This is a genomic window from Chryseobacterium bernardetii, from assembly GCF_003815975.1.
Taxonomy (GTDB): Bacteria; Bacteroidota; Bacteroidia; order Flavobacteriales; family Weeksellaceae; genus Chryseobacterium; species Chryseobacterium bernardetii.
In genome coordinates this window covers 3993018-4011377 of record NZ_CP033932.1, presented here as the reverse complement: position 1 = coordinate 4011377, position 18360 = coordinate 3993018, and the positions used below count along the sequence as shown (strand labels likewise).

The window sequence follows — 18360 nt, the reverse complement described above, 5'->3', positions numbered from 1 at the left end:
TATTACAGTTTTAAGTCATACGTAAAAGCGAGATAGTATAAACCTCCTATTTCAGGACCTGCCGCATATTGGAAGTAACGTCTGTTCAGGAGATTGGTGGCTCCGATTTTTACATTAGCATGAATTTCAGGAATCTTCCAGGTTGCCTGTGCATCTATCGTATAATAAGCCGGGATCTTTCCTGAAGCCAAAGGACTTTCCCAGTCAAAAGCATTCTGCCATCTTGCTACTACCGTAAATCCGATATTCTTAAAAACTTCCCTGTTCCCCACACTTACATTTACCATCCATTTTGGGGTGTTGAAGGCAGTAATAAACAGGTCGGAAGTATTGTTGGAAGCCAGGTCATTATAGGATACATTGGCGTTGACATTATAGTTTTTAATTACATTGTAACGGATCCCAAAAGAAGTTCCATAGCTTTTGTAAGTACTGTTGCTGTTGGTATAAACCCTGTATCTGTCCTGTTTGCTTCTGTCCAGCATGGCCAAAACCGCTGTATTGCTTCCCACCTGGCTGTTTTTGGGCACGGCTACTTCCACCTGTCCGAGGAATCCTTCGTAAATATTATAGTAAAAATCCCAGTCCAGAGCCAGTTTATTATTAAAGAACACCGATTTATAACCTATTTCGAATGAATTGATCTTTTCCGGCTGTAATTTTTGAAGGTTGGCAACGGCTAAAAGCTGTTTATTATCCTGTGCAGCCTGGTTTTGGGTTTTTCCGCCATCTACATCAGCATTTACTGCAGCAGTAAACCTGTCAATGGATGCTAAGGTATATGAGTTTTCCAGATACCCAAGCCCGTCATTCACTTTTGTGAGTCCGCCTACTCTTCTTACATTTCCGTTATTCACGAAGGAAAGGGCTTCAAATAAGGATGGAAAGCGGTAACCATTTTGAAAAGAAGCTCTGAAATTATGCTGTTTCACAGGAGAATATACAACGCTTATTCTCGGATTTAACTTGGCTTCAAATTCAGGATTTCTGTCGATACGGAGCGCAGCATTGATTTTTAGTTTTTCATCAAAGAAAAGCTTGGTAACTTGTGCGAAAGCTCCATATTTCTGATAGATAACATCTTTACCGAAAGTACCGTTGGATAAAGGGATATTTCTTTCATTAACAGGTCTGGTGAAATCTACAAAATTGTTTCCATCAGGAGTGATGCTGTATAAACGGTAATCTATTCCGGCCAAAAGATTAAAAACCTTTACAACTCTGCTGAAATCATAGGTAAGTTCCCCCTGGTAAAACCTGGATTTCTGTTCCAGTTTTGCACCACCTGTTGCAGGGGCTCCGGCAATTCCGGCATTGGCAGAATCCCAGTTGTTGATTCCGATGATGGTATTTTTTAGCTGTTCAAAGGCGGCAGTTCCGGGTACAGCTCTATTCTTATCAGCTACTTGGCGGGCAAGAATAAGAGCCTCATTCAGGTTCGTGCCTGCATCGAGATTACTTTGAAGAGCCGTTTGGAAGATGCTTTTCCAATTATTGTTAGAAAGGTTTGTTAAATCAAGGTTATCTGCCAAAGGTTTCAGATTATAGGAATCTCCTGTATTCTCTATGGAAACATAGGCTCTGAAAGTAAGTTCTTTACCTGTAAGTTCTACTTTATGGTTTTGTACGGTTGCATTCTGTAAACGGATCTTGTTTCCCCTCTGGAAAGTTCCGTCCAGTAAGCCGTAACGGTAAACATACGACGCTTTCCACTGATCTCCAAAACGATAATATAATCCGGCATCAAATTTTATATTCTTTACTTCCGGGCTTACCAGGTCTTTTTCCAGGTATCCTGTTCTGGAAACATTGAATGTGGCAGGTTTTCCGTTATAATTTACTTTTACTGCTACTCTGTTGTTTCTTTCATCACCGTATTTGTTCCAAAGATCTTCTGCCGGGTTATTGGCTAAAGAAAAATTAGGATTGGCCGTAACCAGTGAATTGGGATTCTGATCGGTCTGATTATTTGAAACCCAGTCGGTTCCTGTAAAATAGGAAGCGTTTACTTTAACGGCAAAGTTTTTATTGAATACTTTGGCAAATCTGACAGCACTTTCTCCCAGAGAACTTATTGTATGGTTGTAGTTATCTACATGATTCACTCCACCACGAAAATAGACACTTATTCCCTCAGAAGTAAATGGATCTTTGGTCTGGAGGCTTGCCAATCCGTTGATGGCGTTCATACCGTATAATGCGGAAGCAGCTCCCGGAGTGACTTCCATAGACTGAATATCCAGTTCTGTAGGCCCAATAGCATTTCCCAGTGGGACTCCTAGGGTTGCAGACTGTACATCTACTCCATCCACCAACTGCATAAACCTGAAATTATTAGGAGAATTGAATCCTCTTGAATTAGGGATTTTTAAAGTAAGGCTGGACGTTAGCAGCTGTAGTCCTTTTACATTCTCCAGGGTTTCATAAAAGGATGCAGCCGGACTTTCGCGGATTGTTTTAATATCAATCTTCTCAATAGCGATCGGAGATTTCAGTATTTTTTCCGGGATCCGGGATGCAGAAATAACCACATCATCAATGATGGTATTCTGAGGATTAAGCCCAATCGTAAGTTTATTGGAAAGTGAAAGTATTTCTACAGTTTGGCTGGAGAAGCCATCTTTATTGATAATCAAACGGAAAGGAATGGTAACTCTGGTTCTTATTTTAAAATTACCGAGCTTATCTGTTGATGCGGTGTCCTGGGTGTTTTCAACCTGAACTTTTACCGCGTCAAGCCCCTTTTGGGTTCCTGTATTTCTGATGATTCCGCTTAATTCTATAAGCTGTTGTGCTTCTGCCAGATTGCAGAATAAAAATGTGAATAGTATAACTCCTGTTTTAGGCAGGAAATATCCCTGTCTTTTGTTTTTCATTGTTCTTCTATTTTTAGGTGAGTAAGAATGGAGCTGTTTGGAACTTTTATTTTTTTAACCACAAAAGACACAAAAGTTATTATTTTAAACACTTTAGTTTACATAAGTTGAAAATCATAGATTTTCATAATGTTAAAGTGTACTTAATCCGCGCAAAGCTTGTTACTAAAAAAAACTTAAGTGTTTAAAGCTTTTGCTACTTTTGTGGTTTAAATTTTCCCACAGACAGCACAGATAACACAGATTGCTATACATTAAAAAATCTTAGATTTTAAAAACTTATGTGTACTTCTATGCGCAAAGTTTTTCACTTCAAATAACTTAAAAGTGTTTAAAGCTTTTGTAACTTTTGTGGTTAAAATAGAATTCAAACAGCCTGTATGCTGTCATTATTGATAATCAACAACACATACACATTCGCTCACTTAGAAGAAATGGTTGATGTTTTTTTAGTTTTTTCTGGTCATAAAAAAGGCTGATCATATTTTCAGTTTAAGGTTTGTAAATAACGGTATGAAAAGTCACCAAAGGTTTCTTCTGTATGTTTTTCCTGTACATAGATGCCGAAAAGCTCATCCAGAGTGGCCAGAATTTCTTCTTCACCGATGTTCTCTCTGTACTTTGTATTCAGTCGCATTCCCAGTCGGTCTCCTCCGATGTGAAGATTGTATTTTCCATAGGCTGTTCCTACAAATCCGATTTCAGCATTGGGAGATCTTCCGCAGCCGTTAGGACATCCGGTCATCCTGATGGTAATATCTTCTTCTAAAAGGCCATATTTTTCAAGAATAGGTTCTATTTTGGTCACCAGAGAAGGCAAATATCGTTGTGCTTCTGCTAAAGCCAAAGAACAGGTATTCAGGGCAACACATGCAACTGAGTTTTTACGTAGTGCGCTTGCTTTTTCTGTATGTTCTGAAATTCTATATTCCTTCAACAGGCTTTCGATCTTTGCTTTATCCTCTTCACTGATATCAGCAAGGATCAGGTTCTGGTTACATGTAAATCTGAAGTTTACATGTGCAGCCCGGGCAATCTTCAACAATCCTGATTTTAAAGGATAGCCTTCAATATCAAGAACTCTTCCATGTTCTACAAACAGGGTGTAAAACCATTTCCCTTCATGATTTTGAGTCCAGCCATAGCGGTCTTTTCTCTGTTCAAACTTAAATTCCCTGGCTGGTTCGAAGCTGAAGCCTGTTCTTTTTTCTACTTCAGCTCTGTACTGATCTATGCCAAGCTTATCAATAGTGTATTTCAGCCTTGAAAGCTTTCTGTCACTTCTATTCCCGAAATCGCGCTGTACCGTAATGATTTCATAAACTGCCTTTAAAGCTTTTTCTTCAGAATCTACAAATCCAAGCACAGAAGCTAATCTTGCATAAGTGGCTTCATTCCCGTGGGTCGCTCCTAATCCGCCTCCGGCAGCAATATTATAGCCTGCGATCTCATTATTTTCAATGATGGCAATAAGGGCAATATCATTAATGAATACATCTACATCATTATTGGGGGGAACAACAATGCCGATCTTCAGTTTTCGAGGAAGGTATCTGTCCTGATATAAAGGATCTTCCTCTGTTTTCCGGTCTACAAGTAATTCATCATCAATCCAGATATCATAATAGGATTTGGTTTTCGGAAGACACATTTCACTTATTTTACCTGCAAGCTCATACGTTTGTTGGTGTAGTGGTGATTCTGAAGGGTTTGCGGTACAGGTTACATTCCTATTTACATCACCACAAGCTGCAATAGAATCCAAATGATTCAGGTTGAAGCTCTGAATAGTAGGCCTTAAATGTGATTTTAAAATACCATGCAGCTGAATCGTCTGCCGGGTTGTTATTTTAATGGTTCCCGTAGAATGGTCATTTGCAATATCATTTACTCCTATCCATTGGTCTGAAGTTAAAAATCCTCCGGGAAGCCTAAGCCTTATCATGTAGGAATACAGCCATTCCAGTTTTTTAGCTACGCGCTCTTCCCTTCTGTCCCTGTCATCCTGCTGGTACATTCCATGGAATTTGATTAAAGTCTGATCGTCTTCTCTTATGGCTCCTGTAAAATCATCAGCAAGGCTTTCCTTTAAGGTTCCTCTGAGTCCGTTGCTTTGGGTTTTAATTCTTTCTACAGGGGAAAGATTATCTTTATGGTTCATACTTGTTTTCTTTTAAGGGTACGGTACTTTTTTTAATAAACATCTTTTGCATATCGGCCATTAAGCTCCATCTCTTCCAGATAATGAGCAGCCTCTTCTTCACTGCGCTTTCCCTGATGCTGAATAATTTGTAAAAGGGTATTTTCCACATCACGGCTCATAGGATCTTTGGTTCCGCATATATAGACTGATGCTCCGTTTTCCAGCCAGTAAAAGACCTCCTGCGCTTTTTGTTCCAGTTTGTGCTGAACATAAACTTTTTCTTCTGTATCCCTTGAAAAAGCAAGGTCTAAATGGGTTAAGCTTCCTGTTTTAAGAAAATCCTGAAGTTCTGCCTGATAAATAAAGTCTGATACAAAATTCCTGTCTCCGAAGAACAGCCAGTTCTTCCCTTCCGCACCAATGGCATCACGTTCCCAAAGGAATGATCTGAAAGGAGCGATCCCGGTTCCTGGGCCAATCATAATAATATCTTTATCCGGCTCCGGTAATCTGAAGTGTCCCGCATCCTGAATGTAGAACTCAATTTCACTGCCTTCCGTGAATTCACTCAGATAACCGCTGCATACACCATTGTGTTTCTGATGATCAATAAAGAATTCTGATCTGGCCACGGTAATATGGATCTCATTTTCGCCATGGGCTTCCGGAGAAGATGAGATGGAATATAAACGTGGTGCCTGAGCTGTTAATATTTGAATCACTTCTTCAAATTCTTCTGCATTTTTCACGGGATAAATCCTTAAAAGGTCAAGAAGGCTTAAACGGACTTCAGGGATGGAATGTCCTGTAATCTTAGCATATTGAGCCACTACGGTTTTGAGTAAATAGCTAATATTGAGATGTTTGTGTAAAAGCTCTTCTACAGTAGCTGTAGCTTTTGCAGTTTCGATGCGTTTTTGAGGATCCATTCCTGTTAGCTCAATAATTTCATTCACTACAGATTTTGAATTGAAAGGAATAACACCCAATGCTGCACCGGGCTGGTAGCTTATAGCATCTTCGGTTTCTATCTCAATGTGATAGGTCTCTTTTTCAGAGGTGATATCATTCAGATTAATGATAGCAGATACTTTTCCCCGGTATTTTTTTCTTCCTGTTGAAGCTTTCTGAACAGGTGTATTTTTAACACTGCTGGCCGCAGTTTTATTTACGGCTTCAAAGACATGTTCTATCCAGTTTTGAGCATCCTGTTCGTAATCAATATCACATTTTTTTAATGGGATAATACGTTGTGCTCCAAGAATTTCGAATCTGGAGTCTACGTCTTCTCCTGTTTTGCAGAATAAAGGATAACTGCTGTCTCCCAATGCCAGAACTCCGAATTTGAGAGTGCTGAGATTGATCTCGTTTTCATAAATATAATCATAGAACTTCTTAGCCAATACTGGCGGATCTCCTTCGCCCTGTGTACTAATTACGACAAAGAAAAATTCTTCTTTAGAAAGATCTTTGGGTTTATATTGAGACAGATCGGCTAATTTAACCTGAATGCCCTTCTTTTTGACGATTCCTGCAAGGGCTGTTGCCAGCTTTTTACTGTTTCCGGTTTCTGTACCGTAGGCCAGCGTAATTTTCTTAACCGTATTTTGTTCAGGAAGAGTGCCCTGTAAAGGTGGCTGTGCAGCGCTAAGAGGAACTCCTGCCAATCCCGCAAGGTATCCGCTTGCCCAGATGGATTCATCTCTGGAAAAATCGCTGGAGATTTGTTTAAGAATGTTTAATTTAGTTTCAGACAGCATATTCGAAGAAATTTTGAGTTTTGGGGATTAAGCTTCCATTTTCCACCGATTTGAAATAAAGACCTTCCTGTTCTGCATTTTCCAGCCAGGAAAACTCTTCATGAAGATTCACCACTTTTCCTATCACAACCAATGATGGTGAGGCAAAGGATTTATCTCCCAGTGTTTTACTGAAATCCTCAAAAGATGAGGTATACACTTTCTGGTATGGGGTTGTAGCCTGTTCAATCACAGCAATTTTTTTATCGTTTGAAATATTTAATTCAACGAACTTTTCTACAAGATCGGTCAGGTTGCCTTTAGACATATAGAATACAAGGGTATCCTGGGTGGCAGCAAGTTCTTTCCAGTAGCCTTCAGTAAGAATTTCAGACTTGTAATAAGTGAGAAAACGAACAGATGTTGAATATCCTCTGGCTGTTAAAGGCATTCCTGCATAAGCAGCAGCGCCCAAAGCAGCAGTAATTCCGGGAATAATCTCAAACGGAATATGATTTCTTTTCAAAGCCTGGAGTTCATCCAGGATATTGGAGAAAATAGAAACATCTCCGCCTTTAAGTCTTACCACCGTTTTATTCTGTAAAGCATAGTCTACCATTAAATTATTGATAAGTGATTGGGGGGTAGACGCATCTTTGCTGCATTCTTTCCCTACATAAATAAGCTCTGTGTCTTTGTTAACGTAAGTTTCTAAAATTTCAGGACTTACGAGGCGGTCTGCCAGAACAACATCTGCTTTGGCGATGGCTTTTACGGCTTTTACTGTGATCAAATCAGGGTTGCCAGGCCCTGCACCGATAAGGTAAACCTTAGGTGATTTTATAGTTGGATTCATTGAAATCGGTGTTAGTTAAAGGATTTTAGAAGAGTCCCTCAAGAGAAAGATATCGTTCTCCGGTGTCGTAATTGATAGTAAGAATTTTAGCTCCAGGCTGTATTTGCGGTAAATGTTTTGCGATAGCGGCTAACGCGGCTCCTGTAGAAACTCCCACAAAAAGGCCTTCTTTTTTAGCTGCATTAATGGCATACTCATACGCTTCATCCTTGCCTACTGTAATCACTCCGTCTAAAAGGGTAATGTCTAAGATAGAAGGAACAAATCCGGCTCCCAAACCTTGCAATGGATGTGGTGCAGGGCTTCCGCCGCTTAATACGGGGGAAAGTTCCGGTTCTACTGCAATCACTTTAAGGTTAGGATACTGTTCTTTTAATGCTTTGGCAATTCCTGTGATATGTCCGCCGGTTCCTACTCCTGTAATCACGTAGTCCAATCCTTCCGGGAAATCTTTCAAAATTTCCTGAGCTGTGGTTTCTACATGTATTTTTACGTTGGCAGGATTATCGAACTGTCTCGGGATCCATGAATTTGGGGTTTCTTCTGCTAATTCGTTAGCTTTCTCAATAGCCCCTTTCATCCCTTTTTCTCTTGGTGTAAGCACAAATTCGGCACCATAGGCTTCCATAATCTTACGACGTTCTATACTCATACTTTCAGGCATTACCAGAATAAGCTTATATCCTTTTACTGCAGCCACCAATGCCAGTCCAATTCCTGTGTTTCCACTGGTAGGTTCAATGATGGTACTGTCTTTATTTAATAATCCTTTAGCTTCAGCATCTTCAATCATGGCCAAGGCAATTCTGTCCTTGATGCTTCCGCCTGGGTTGCTTTTTTCCAATTTGATCCAGATTTCATGATCTGAATTGAATAAATTATTAATCTTTACAACTGGTGTATTTCCAATGGTTTCTAGTGCATTCTGAAATTTCATATCAATACAATTTTTTTGTTTTTTCTGTTTTATATTACAAAGGTTAATGATTCCGGTAATGGATTGTTATCCTTTATTCTTATTTCGCTTTTATTGTAAACCAGGGAGTTGGGCGGTACATCCTGTGTAATCCATACATTTCCGCCGATAATGCTTTCTCTGCCTATGGTTGTATTTCCACCCAGAATAGTTGCACCCGAATAAATAATGACATGGTCTTCAATATTGGGATGCCTTTTCTGGTTGGCTTTTTCTTTGGAGACATTCAAGGCGCCCAGGGTTACTCCCTGATATATTTTCACATGATTGCCAATGATGGTAGTTTCTCCTATGACAATTCCGGTTCCGTGATCGATGAAAAAATATTCTCCGATCACTGCGCCGGGATGAATGTCTATTCCTGTTTTACTGTGTGCATATTCTGAAATAACGCGGGGTAAAACAGGTACTTCCTGATTCCAGAGCTGGTGGGAAATTCTGTAAACATAGGTTGCAAAATATCCCGGGTAAGCAAGGTATATTTCTTCCAGAGAAGCTGCTGCCGGATCAAATTCAAGAATAGATTGTGCATCCTGAACGAGATGGCTATAGATTTGTGGCAGGGCTTCAAAAAAAGCATTTACCTGTACTTCGGTAAGATCTTCATCCTTTGTAATAGTATTGATCAGGATTGAAAGATGATCCTGCAGTTGGGCAAAATCCTGTTTCAGCTGATCGGAAGTATTGATTTGTTGTGGAAGAAACAATACTTTATACAATTCTTTTACAAAAATCTTTACCTTTGCTCTGTCAAAGAATCCATGGGCTTTATACTCTTTACTCTCTCGAATTCTTTCGATAAATTGGTTTGAAACTGACATTTTTCTTTACTGAATTATGCAGGCTGCAACCGTTGAATTGGATGTTTCATCTACCAAAATTGCAGAACCTGTTCTTTTGTTATTGATAAAACTATCATAGACCAAAGGCTGTGCCGTTCGCAGGGTTACTTTTACTACTTCATTCAGTTTTATGTTACCTTCAGCTTTCTCCTGAGTAAGTGTATTGACATCAATCTTGTAATCAATCTCTTTTACCACAGCTCTTATCAGCCTGCTGTTTTGCTGTAGCAGGTATTTATTACCAGGTTGCAGCGCTTTCTGGTCCAGCCAGCACAACAGGACTTCAAGGTCTTTTTCAACGGCAGGAAGTTGTTCTTCCGTGGCAAAAATATCGCCTCGGCTGATGTCTACATCATCTGCTACATGAAAAACCACAGGCTGCCCTTCAAAAGCTTCTTCTTTTTCAATCCCATTGATCTCTATTTTAACAATTTCACTGATAATGCCTGCCGGAAGAACCTGGATTTTATCTCCTTTCTGGAACTTACCACTCAAGACCTGACCTGCATATCCTCTGTAGTCATGCAGTGCTTCAGTTTGAGGCCGGATCACGTATTGCACCTGGAAACGGCTGCCGGTATTCTGTTCTTCATTCAATGTTACATTTTCCAGATATTCTAAAAGAGATGGACCCTGATACCAATCTGTATGAGAAGATCCGGAAACAATATTGTCTCCCTTCAACGCAGAAATCGGGAAATAGCTTACCTCTTTCAATCCAAGACTTGCTGCAATTTTAGCGTAATCTGCTTTAATGGTTTCAAAGACTTCCTGCGAGTAATCTACCATATCCATTTTATTAATGGCTACGGCTACTTTCTTCAGTTTTAATAATGAGGCGATGATGGAATGCCTTCTGGTCTGTTCAATCACACCTTGTCTGGCATCGATCAGAATGACCATCAGATCCGAGTTGGAGGCTCCGGTAATCATATTTCTGGTATACTGTACGTGTCCGGGAGCATCCGCAATGATGAATTTTCTTTTTGAGGTTGAAAAATACCTGTAGGCTACATCAATGGTAATTCCCTGCTCTCTTTCAGCACGTAAGCCGTCTGTCAGAAGAGCAAGGTCTACGCCGTCATCATTTTTATTTTTAGAATGTTTTTCCAGTATCTCTAACTGGTCCTGTAAAATACTTTTACTATCGTATAGCAGTCTTCCGATAAGGGTACTTTTACCGTCATCTACGCTTCCTGCTGTTATAAATCTTAATATATCCATCTGTTTTTGTTTATGAGTAATGATAAACATCCTAAGTAAAAAGCAGTCAATATGATTACTTATTACTCATTTCCGATTACTTATCTAAAAATAGCCTCCTTTTTTGCGGTCTTCCATAGCTGCCTCTGTAACACGGTCATCAATTCTTGTTTCTCCGCGTTCTGAAATCCTGGTGGCTACAATTTCTTCAATTACAGCATCAATGGTTGTTGCTTTAGATTCTACGGCTGCGGTACAGGTCATATCCCCTACTGTTCTGTATCTTATCTTTTTTACGGTAATTACATCATCTGTTTCCAGGGTGGCGTGGTCAGAGTTTGCGATCCATTGCCCATTCAGGTCTACCACTTCCCTTTCATGCGAAAAGTAAATGGAAGGAAGCTCAATTTTCTCTCTGCGGATGTAATTCCAGATATCAAGTTCTGTCCAGTTGCTGATCGGGAATACTCTTACATTTTCTCCTTTATGGATTTTTCCGTTGAAGATACTCCATAACTCAGGACGCTGTAGTTTTGGATCCCATTGTCCGAATTCATCACGCACTGAAAAGATTCTTTCCTTGGCACGGGCCTTCTCTTCATCTCTGCGGGCTCCTCCGATACAGGCATCAAATTCAAACTCTTCTATAGTATCCAGTAAAGTGAAGGTCTGCAGCCAGTTCCTGCTTGGGAATTTTCCTTTAGGCTCCGTTAAGCCTTTCTTTAGGATGGTATCTTCAACCTTACGAACCACTAAATCAACTTCTAATTGGTTAACAAGTTCATCCCTGAAGTTTAATACCTCTGGAAAGTTATGTCCTGTATCTACATGAACAAACCTGAATGGTATTTTTCCATAACGGAAGGCTTTTGAAGCTAAATGCGCCAGTACAATACTGTCTTTTCCTCCGCTGAACAGAAGTGCCGGGCGTTCAAACTGTCCTGCGACTTCCCTTAAAATATAAATTGATTCAGCTTCCAGCTGATCCAGATAATCTAAATGATATGTTGACATATTTTTTCTTTTTTATTGATGAATATGCAGACCGCATTCTTTTTTATTGGCATCTTCCCACCACCATCGGCCTGCTCTGAAATCTTCTCCTTCCTGAATGGCTCTGGTACAGGGTTCACATCCAATGCTTACAAATCCTTTTTTATGAAGATAATTGTAAGGAAGCTGATGAGTTTTAACGTAATCTGTCACCTGCTCTGTATTCCAGTGAAGAAGCGGATGAAACTTAATGATCTGATTATCTTCATCCCATTCCAGTGCCGGCATATTTTGCCTGTTTGGGGAATGTTCTGCCCGTAAACCTGTGATCCAGACCTTGTATCCTTTCAAAGCAGATTTCAAAGGATGTACTTTTCTGATGGTACAGCATGCTTTCCTCTGCTCTACGGATTGATAAAATGAATTGGGTCCGTTTTCTGAAACAAATTTTTTCAGTTCCTCAGTATTCGGATAATAGGCTTTGATCTCTTTTTTGAAGAAAGCTTTTGTAGAAGCCCAGGTTTCATAGGTCTGTTCAAAAAGTCTTCCTGTATCCAGTGTAAAAATATCCACATTCAGGTTTTTTACCAGATGAGTGATGACCTGATCTTCGTAGCTGAAGCTGGTTGAAAATACTACTCCATCCGGAAATTTTTCTGTCAGTAATTGCAGGAAATCTGTTTCAGAAGCCAGTGTAAGCGCTTCTTCTTTCAATTTTTCGAACTCGTTTTTCAGACTGTTTTCCATTTCCATTCAAATTTGTTGATGCAAATATATATAAAATTCTATAACTCCTATCAAAATAGTAGAATTTAAATGAAAAAAAATTATTTTTTATTGATAAACGAGGTCAGAGTGGCCTCCATCATGCTTTTTCTGGTTTTCTCACGAACGATCATTAATTCATTTCTTAAGTAACATTCTGCTTCATCTACACAATCGTCACAGGCTTCGTAGAAGTTTAAAGAAACACAGGGAGTCAATGCAATAGGCCCGTCAAAAATACGGTAGATATCTGCTAATGATACTTCATCAGGAGATTTTAAAAGGTAATATCCTCCTACTTTGCCCTGCTTGCTGTTAACAAGCTTGGTTCTTTTAAGCTCAAGAAGAATTTGCTCCAGAAACTTTTTGGGAATGTTTTCATCCTGTGCAATAACAGAAGTGGACAGATAGCCTTGATTGTAATTTCTTGCTAATCTGACCATTGCTTTTAGCGCGTATTTGCAACGTTTGGACATCATAATCATCGCAAGTTATAACAAATTATCTGATAAATGAAATGTTTTACGGAATGAAAACAACAGCAGTGAAATAATTTTTAGGTTAGGAATGGTTTATCAACCAAGCTTTACAGTATTTATATTGCTTTATTTTCTTTTTTAAAAGCAGATGGTGACTGGTTTCTATAGGTTTTAAATATTTTATTGAAATGGCTAACATCATTAAACCCAAGTCTGTCTGCAATCTCACTGATGTTATAAGTACTCTGAAGCAGAAGTTTTTCAGCCGCTTTCACCTTATATTGGATAATGTGCTGCTGGATGGAAAACCCCGTTTCTTTTTTCATATAGATACTGATGTAATTTGGTGAAAGCATAAATTCTCCGGCCATATTCTCTATTTTCATCCTGTCAGCATCCAGAAAATTGACATTGATGTAATAGAGAATTTTATCGATTCTGCTTAAATTTTTAGAAGCCCAGTTCTGATTCATTGTGTTATTCATGGTATTTCTGATGAAAATAGTGATAATTCCGGAAAAGAGATCAGTTGTAATTTCTTTATTGTATAAGTTTTTATGGCTGAATTCATACAGAAGAATTCTGGAAAGCTGAAGAAAATGTTCCCTGTCTGTTTTACTTTTAATCACTGATTCATATACAAAAGACCGGTCTTCCATCAGAATTTGCATCATTTGTTTCAGTTCATTTTTTTTGTTCATCAAAAGATTTTCCCGAATATAGTCTTCTGTGAATTTTATATAAATGAACCGGGTTTTGTTTTGAATGGTAAATTCATGAGCATCACTGGGCCTCAGAAGAAATACATCTCCTTTTTTATATGGGAATGTAATACCGTTCAGGTGGTGGGAACCTTTTCCGTTTTCTATGATAATCAGTTCATAGAAGTTATGGTTGTGATATTCAATGTCCCAGGCTTCTTTTTCGATCCTGAAAACGTTGAAGGAATTGAAGTTGACAATTCTTTTCATGAATAATGGATTTTTACAAATTTAAGATTAATTTTTACAATAATAAGAGATGCTTTATGAACCAATTTTGCAATGTAAATACATGTAAAATGAAATATATAAGACAATCGGTAATGATGCTTGCCGCAACAGTATTTTTAGTATCTGGTTTTAAAGCGAATGACAGAACCGGAAAAAGAGAACCGGAAGAAAAGAATCTTCCTGTAACCAAAAAAAATTGGCCCAATGGAGCCCAATTGGTCATTTCAGTATCTATGCAGTTTGAAACGGGAGGCCAGCCGGAAGGTGCAGAAAGTCCTTTCAGCAACACTCCGCTTCCTAAAGGCCAGCCGGACCTTCCTGCAGAAAGCTGGTACCGTTATGGTGGAAATGAAGGGATTTACCGCATGCTGGATCTGTGGAAAAAATATGATATCAAAGTAACTTCTCATGTAGTAGGAACGGCTGCAGAGAAATATCCTGAGATAGCGAAAGCAATTGCAGACGGAGGACATGAGATTGCAGCTCACGGGATCTCATGGGATAACCAGTGGAATAAAAGTTATGAGGATGAACTTCGTTTTGTAAAACAGGGTGTAGATGCTGTTGCTAAAATTACAGGACAAAAAGCCGTAGGTTACAACTGCAACTGGCTGAGAAGAAGCCCGAACACTTTAAAAGTATTACAGGAACTTGGATTTCTGTATCATATTGATGATCTTAGCCATGACGAGCCTTTCATTACCAAGGTGAAAGGAAAGAACTTTGTGGTGATTCCCTACACGCTTCGTAATAATGATATTGTGAATATTGAAGGTAAACACTGGAGTCCGGATCAGTTTCTTGCTCAGTTGAAATTTGAATTTGACAGGCTTTATGAGGAAGGTGCAACTAAAAGAAGAATGATGAGCATCAGTTTCCATGACCGGATTGGAGGAACGCCTGCAATGGTGCATGCGATGGAGGAATTTATAAAATATACCAAAGAGAAACAGGGAGTTGTGTTTATGAGAAAGGATGATATTGCTAGGATGGTGATGAATGATCCGGATACTCCGGTTGATAACAGTGAAGCAAAGTTCAATCATTAACAAGCTGTTTTTCAAATTAAAATAATAACTCAAAATATACTTTTATGAATACAAAAATAGCCTACTTTTTCCTTCGTTTATCAATGGGGATCAATTTTTTCGGACATGGATTGGTAAGATTAGCCAAGCTTCAGGATTTTGCTGATGGAATGGTAAAAGGCTTTGAAAAAAGCTGGCTTCCTGAATTTTTTGTACAGGTATTCAGTACAGCACTTCCCTTTTTGGAATTTTCCATAGGACTGCTGCTTATTATTGGCTTTAAAACAAGAATAGCGGCTATGGCAGGAGCTTCACTGATTATACTATTTCTATTTGGCAGCAGTACAGTTGAGAATTGGGAGGCAATGGGAATTCAAATGATCTATGCAGGACTGTTTTATATCCTGATCTCCAGAATAGATGACAATTATCTTTCTCTGGATAAAAAATAACCGGTAATAAAAGACAAAACAGGTTGGGATGATCCCAACCTGTTTTTGTTATCTTTTCTTCTGTCTATGCTTCTTCTCCTGAATATATAAAGTAAGCCAGTTCCCTGTTTTCTTCAATCAGATTTTCATTTCTGTTAAATCCATTTTTGAGAAGTACCTTTTGTGAGCCAATATTATCCAGATGCGTCACTGCAATGATATCTTTTTTGCTGTTTAAAGAATTACAATAGTTTACAAGGGCTTTACATACTTCAGTTCCCACACCTTTACCCCAATAGTTTTCACTCAATGTATATCCTATTTCTATCTGTTCCGGATTATGGAGGAAAATCCTGGCCAGCCCCATTCCAACGAAATCATTATTCCGGGCATTAAATATTCCCCATCTGCTAAGCGGTCCTTCTTTATAATCTGATAATGCTTTTTCAAACATCTGCTTAAATTCTTCCGGAGATTTATAAGGCAGATAACGGGTAACATTTTCGTTTGTAAACATATCCAGGAATAAGCTGAGTTCCTGTGAAGTGAACTCCCGTATAATGATGTTTTCGTTTTTAAAATACATAAAAATAATTTGCGTTTAAATGATTGAATAAAATTACAGAAATAAACTTATAATTGCTGACAAAATAGAATATAATTCGTTGTAAAATAAAAATGGACTTAATTTTTTAAGCCCATCTTTTATTCAACAAATGAATACTCACATATCAATACTCAATTATTTCATTAAATGTATCTGTTTAAAAAGTCTGTAATTGAAGTAGTAATCAGGAGACTGGCGGCCAAGAAGGGTTCCATTTCCAGAATACTGTCCATCTTCAATATTGTATCGATATAGCGTTTTGATCCTATTTTTTAATGAATTTTTGGGAAGATTTTCCTAAAGAAGTTTCAATATCAATTAAATAAGTTCCGCTTAGGAAGTGTTTAACATCAACCTTATCACCAATAACTTTAGCATTCATTTTTCTTCCAGACATGTCGTAAACAGAAATTGATTTAATTTTACCTTTTGTTTTAATATTCAATACATCAGAAACTGGATTTGGATAGATGGATGTTTCTGAGTTTGTTGTATCAATGTCTGAAGTGGATAATGAAGATAATGCACAAGGTGTTGTAATACTGCCATATGGTTGTGTATTGTATCCAAACTCAGTTACAGAATAGCCTGAACCATTGGCCCTAACAATAAGTTTGAAATAGCCGTTAATATTGTAACCTTCGAATTGGTTTCTAAAACCAACATAAGCGGTTTGGCCAGACCAGGTAGTGTATGTAGGGGTGTACACGTCAAGTTGTCCGGGAGTACCAGTTGGATACCCTATATTATTTGCATTAGTTATAGTGGTGCAGGCTGGAATTAAACTGATATTTCGTGTTCCTGTTTGGCAAACCAATCCTTTCCAATAGGTTTCCAATTTTAATTGATTGGCTCCATAGTACCAAGCGCCATACCCTGCATCATCACTAAGCTCCGGGTTAATGATAAAATATTTCCAAGGCGCTCCGGAGTTCGTTGTTACCGTTGTTGGTGTTGGGTTGGCATAACTTTCCAGAGGAGTTCCTGTAACTATTTTATAGGGATCTTTGTAAGAAAAAGTTAATGCCAAAGCTGTAGTTGATCCTAATGAAGTTACCCCTCCTGTTATAGCGGGATTCAGGAACATAATTGATGAATTCAGGACCTGACTTTTAGGATGACTGGTTGCCGCACCATTTATGGTAAGTGTAGCAGTAGTAGGACTTGTAACTACTATAGCTGCTGTTAACCCTGCTGGTAATGAAGAGGTGAAATGTGTTCCTGTAGCAAGAGTTGTTCCATTGGGTACGGCAAATGTTGCTCCGTTTAAGGTAATGGTTGATGTAGGAGCAGATGCTACTGTTCCATCTAATGATACGGCTCCATTATTGTTTAAGTTCTCAGTAAATGTACTGTTGCTAAGGGTTAATTTAGGAGGAGTATTGGCAACTCCGGTTGCGGCTAAGTTGGCAGGCTGCCATAAATTTATTCTTGACGGGTGATTTAATGCGGCTAACATTCTGTTAAATTGTCCATTGGTAAACATTTTATAACAACCAGCGGAACCGTTGTATCCCATATAGTTTTCAACGTTCACTTTTTGTCCAAGGCAATTGTTTCCAGCTGTACATCCTAATCCGGAAGAATTATTTTCTACAGGGGTGTCAGCAACTCCGTCACCATCATTGCCAGGGTTTGCCGTTGAACAAAGAACATTGAACGTGTGTTGAAGATTTAGCCAATGCCCAAATTCGTGAGTGAATGTATCCGAAAACTCGTTTGAAGCCACAGTTCCTGCAGCATCATATATATAACGGCCATTATAAACAACTCTGGCTGTATTTACTGAAGTCATGTATGAATCCGGATACCAGGCAACTCCCGATTGATATAAGTCTTTATCAGCATATAGATCATTTTGTATATACACATTCATATATTTTGTATTATCCCATGCATCTGCGCCAATTTGGGCATCATATCCGCCTCCGTTGCCATATCCGCTTTTGAAAGGGTGAAATACCACTCCGCTTGTTGCTTTTCCGGTTGGGTCAATTTTAGCTAAGCGGAATTCAATACTTAATGTGCCCCTAATAGGCTGGAAGTAAGAATCTATAGTGTTTGAATCAGTATTAGTTCCATTGAAATTTAAGTTGATTTGTCGCAGCAAGTCAACTACTTTTTGGTAATTTACTTTTATATTACTCTGAGATTCTCCATACACATGAAAAACCACAGGGATGATGTAGTTGGGAGCATTGACCTTTTGATTCAATGGAGTTTTGTTTGATTCCATTTTTTTTACAAAATCTTTGGTGAATTTTTCAAAATTTTCATATTCAGCCTTAGATTCAGGGTGCAGTTCAAAATGTTTTTTCATCATTTCATCTGCTTTACACTCATGAGGTCTGTTTTCTTGAGCAAAACCTATTATTGGAAATAGGGAAACAAGTAGTAGTAATTTAAATTTTTTCATGATTTTTGGATTTG

The 18360-nt window shown here is 38.6% G+C and carries 15 protein-coding genes; 2 read left to right on the top strand and 13 right to left on the bottom strand.

The genetic code is table 11. The features are described from left to right. Positions 1–2 precede the first annotated feature (2 nt). The 11 genes from EG339_RS18200 to EG339_RS18150 all read right to left on the bottom strand — a co-directional run bounded on the left by EG339_RS18200 (position 3) and on the right by EG339_RS18150 (position 13843). On the bottom strand, positions 3–2876 hold the full coding sequence (locus tag EG339_RS18200) for a TonB-dependent receptor (protein ID WP_123871346.1): 2874 nt from the start codon (positions 2874–2876) through the stop codon (positions 3–5). Positions 2877–3363: 487 nt separating this feature from the next. Continuing rightward, on the bottom strand, positions 3364–5037 hold the full coding sequence (gene cysI / locus EG339_RS18195; protein ID WP_123871345.1) for an assimilatory sulfite reductase (NADPH) hemoprotein subunit: 1674 nt from the start codon (positions 5035–5037) through the stop codon (positions 3364–3366). A gap of 32 nt (positions 5038–5069) precedes the next feature. Then, entirely contained in the window at positions 5070–6779 is a 1710-nt protein-coding gene (locus EG339_RS18190; RefSeq protein WP_123871344.1) for a diflavin oxidoreductase, read from the bottom strand. Further along, complete coding sequence (cobA, locus tag EG339_RS18185; protein WP_123871343.1) at positions 6769–7614, bottom strand: uroporphyrinogen-III C-methyltransferase; 846 nt, start codon at positions 7612–7614, stop codon at positions 6769–6771. The genes EG339_RS18190 and cobA overlap by 11 nt, the downstream gene beginning before the upstream one ends. Positions 7615–7639: 25 nt before the next feature. Next, positions 7640–8551, bottom strand: a complete 912-nt coding sequence (cysK, locus tag EG339_RS18180; RefSeq protein ID WP_123871342.1) for a cysteine synthase A — start codon at positions 8549–8551, stop codon at positions 7640–7642. A gap of 29 nt (positions 8552–8580) precedes the next feature. Beyond that, entirely contained in the window at positions 8581–9411 is an 831-nt protein-coding gene (gene epsC / locus EG339_RS18175) for a serine O-acetyltransferase EpsC (protein ID WP_123871341.1), read from the bottom strand. Positions 9412–9417: 6 nt separating this feature from the next. Beyond that, complete coding sequence (locus tag EG339_RS18170) at positions 9418–10656, bottom strand: sulfate adenylyltransferase subunit 1 (protein ID WP_123871340.1); 1239 nt, start codon at positions 10654–10656, stop codon at positions 9418–9420. A gap of 84 nt (positions 10657–10740) precedes the next feature. Beyond that, complete coding sequence (cysD, locus tag EG339_RS18165) at positions 10741–11649, bottom strand: sulfate adenylyltransferase subunit CysD (protein WP_123871339.1); 909 nt, start codon at positions 11647–11649, stop codon at positions 10741–10743. A gap of 12 nt (positions 11650–11661) precedes the next feature. Further along, positions 11662–12375, bottom strand: coding sequence for a phosphoadenylyl-sulfate reductase (locus tag EG339_RS18160; RefSeq protein ID WP_123871338.1), 714 nt, complete (start codon positions 12373–12375; stop codon positions 11662–11664). Between the two features lie 80 nt (positions 12376–12455). After that, a complete protein-coding gene (locus EG339_RS18155; protein WP_262706869.1) occupies positions 12456–12836 on the bottom strand; it encodes an RrF2 family transcriptional regulator in 381 nt (126 codons plus the stop codon). A 152-nt stretch (positions 12837–12988) separates the two neighbouring features. After that, a complete protein-coding gene (locus EG339_RS18150) occupies positions 12989–13843 on the bottom strand; it encodes an AraC family transcriptional regulator (RefSeq protein ID WP_123871336.1) in 855 nt (284 codons plus the stop codon). Positions 13844–13932: 89 nt separating this feature from the next. Here EG339_RS18150 and EG339_RS18145 point away from each other — a divergent pair, with 89 nt between their 5' ends. Both EG339_RS18145 and EG339_RS18140 read left to right on the top strand, forming a co-directional pair. Next, the gene (locus EG339_RS18145; RefSeq protein WP_123871335.1) at positions 13933–14913 is read left to right on the top strand and encodes a polysaccharide deacetylase family protein; all 981 of its coding nucleotides are present in this window, start codon (positions 13933–13935) and stop codon (positions 14911–14913) included. 44 nt (positions 14914–14957) lie between these two features. Then, complete coding sequence (locus EG339_RS18140) at positions 14958–15344, top strand: DoxX family protein (RefSeq protein WP_123871334.1); 387 nt, start codon at positions 14958–14960, stop codon at positions 15342–15344. Between the two features lie 64 nt (positions 15345–15408). On the opposite strand, the gene EG339_RS18135 is transcribed toward EG339_RS18140, so the two are convergent. Together EG339_RS18135 and EG339_RS18130 are read right to left on the bottom strand one after the other, a co-directional pair. Then, positions 15409–15909 (bottom strand): GNAT family N-acetyltransferase, encoded by a 501-nt coding sequence (locus EG339_RS18135; RefSeq protein WP_123871333.1) that lies wholly within the window; start codon positions 15907–15909, stop codon positions 15409–15411. 286 nt (positions 15910–16195) lie between these two features. Beyond that, positions 16196–18346 (bottom strand): M43 family zinc metalloprotease, encoded by a 2151-nt coding sequence (locus EG339_RS18130; RefSeq protein ID WP_123871332.1) that lies wholly within the window; start codon positions 18344–18346, stop codon positions 16196–16198. Positions 18347–18360 lie beyond the last annotated feature (14 nt).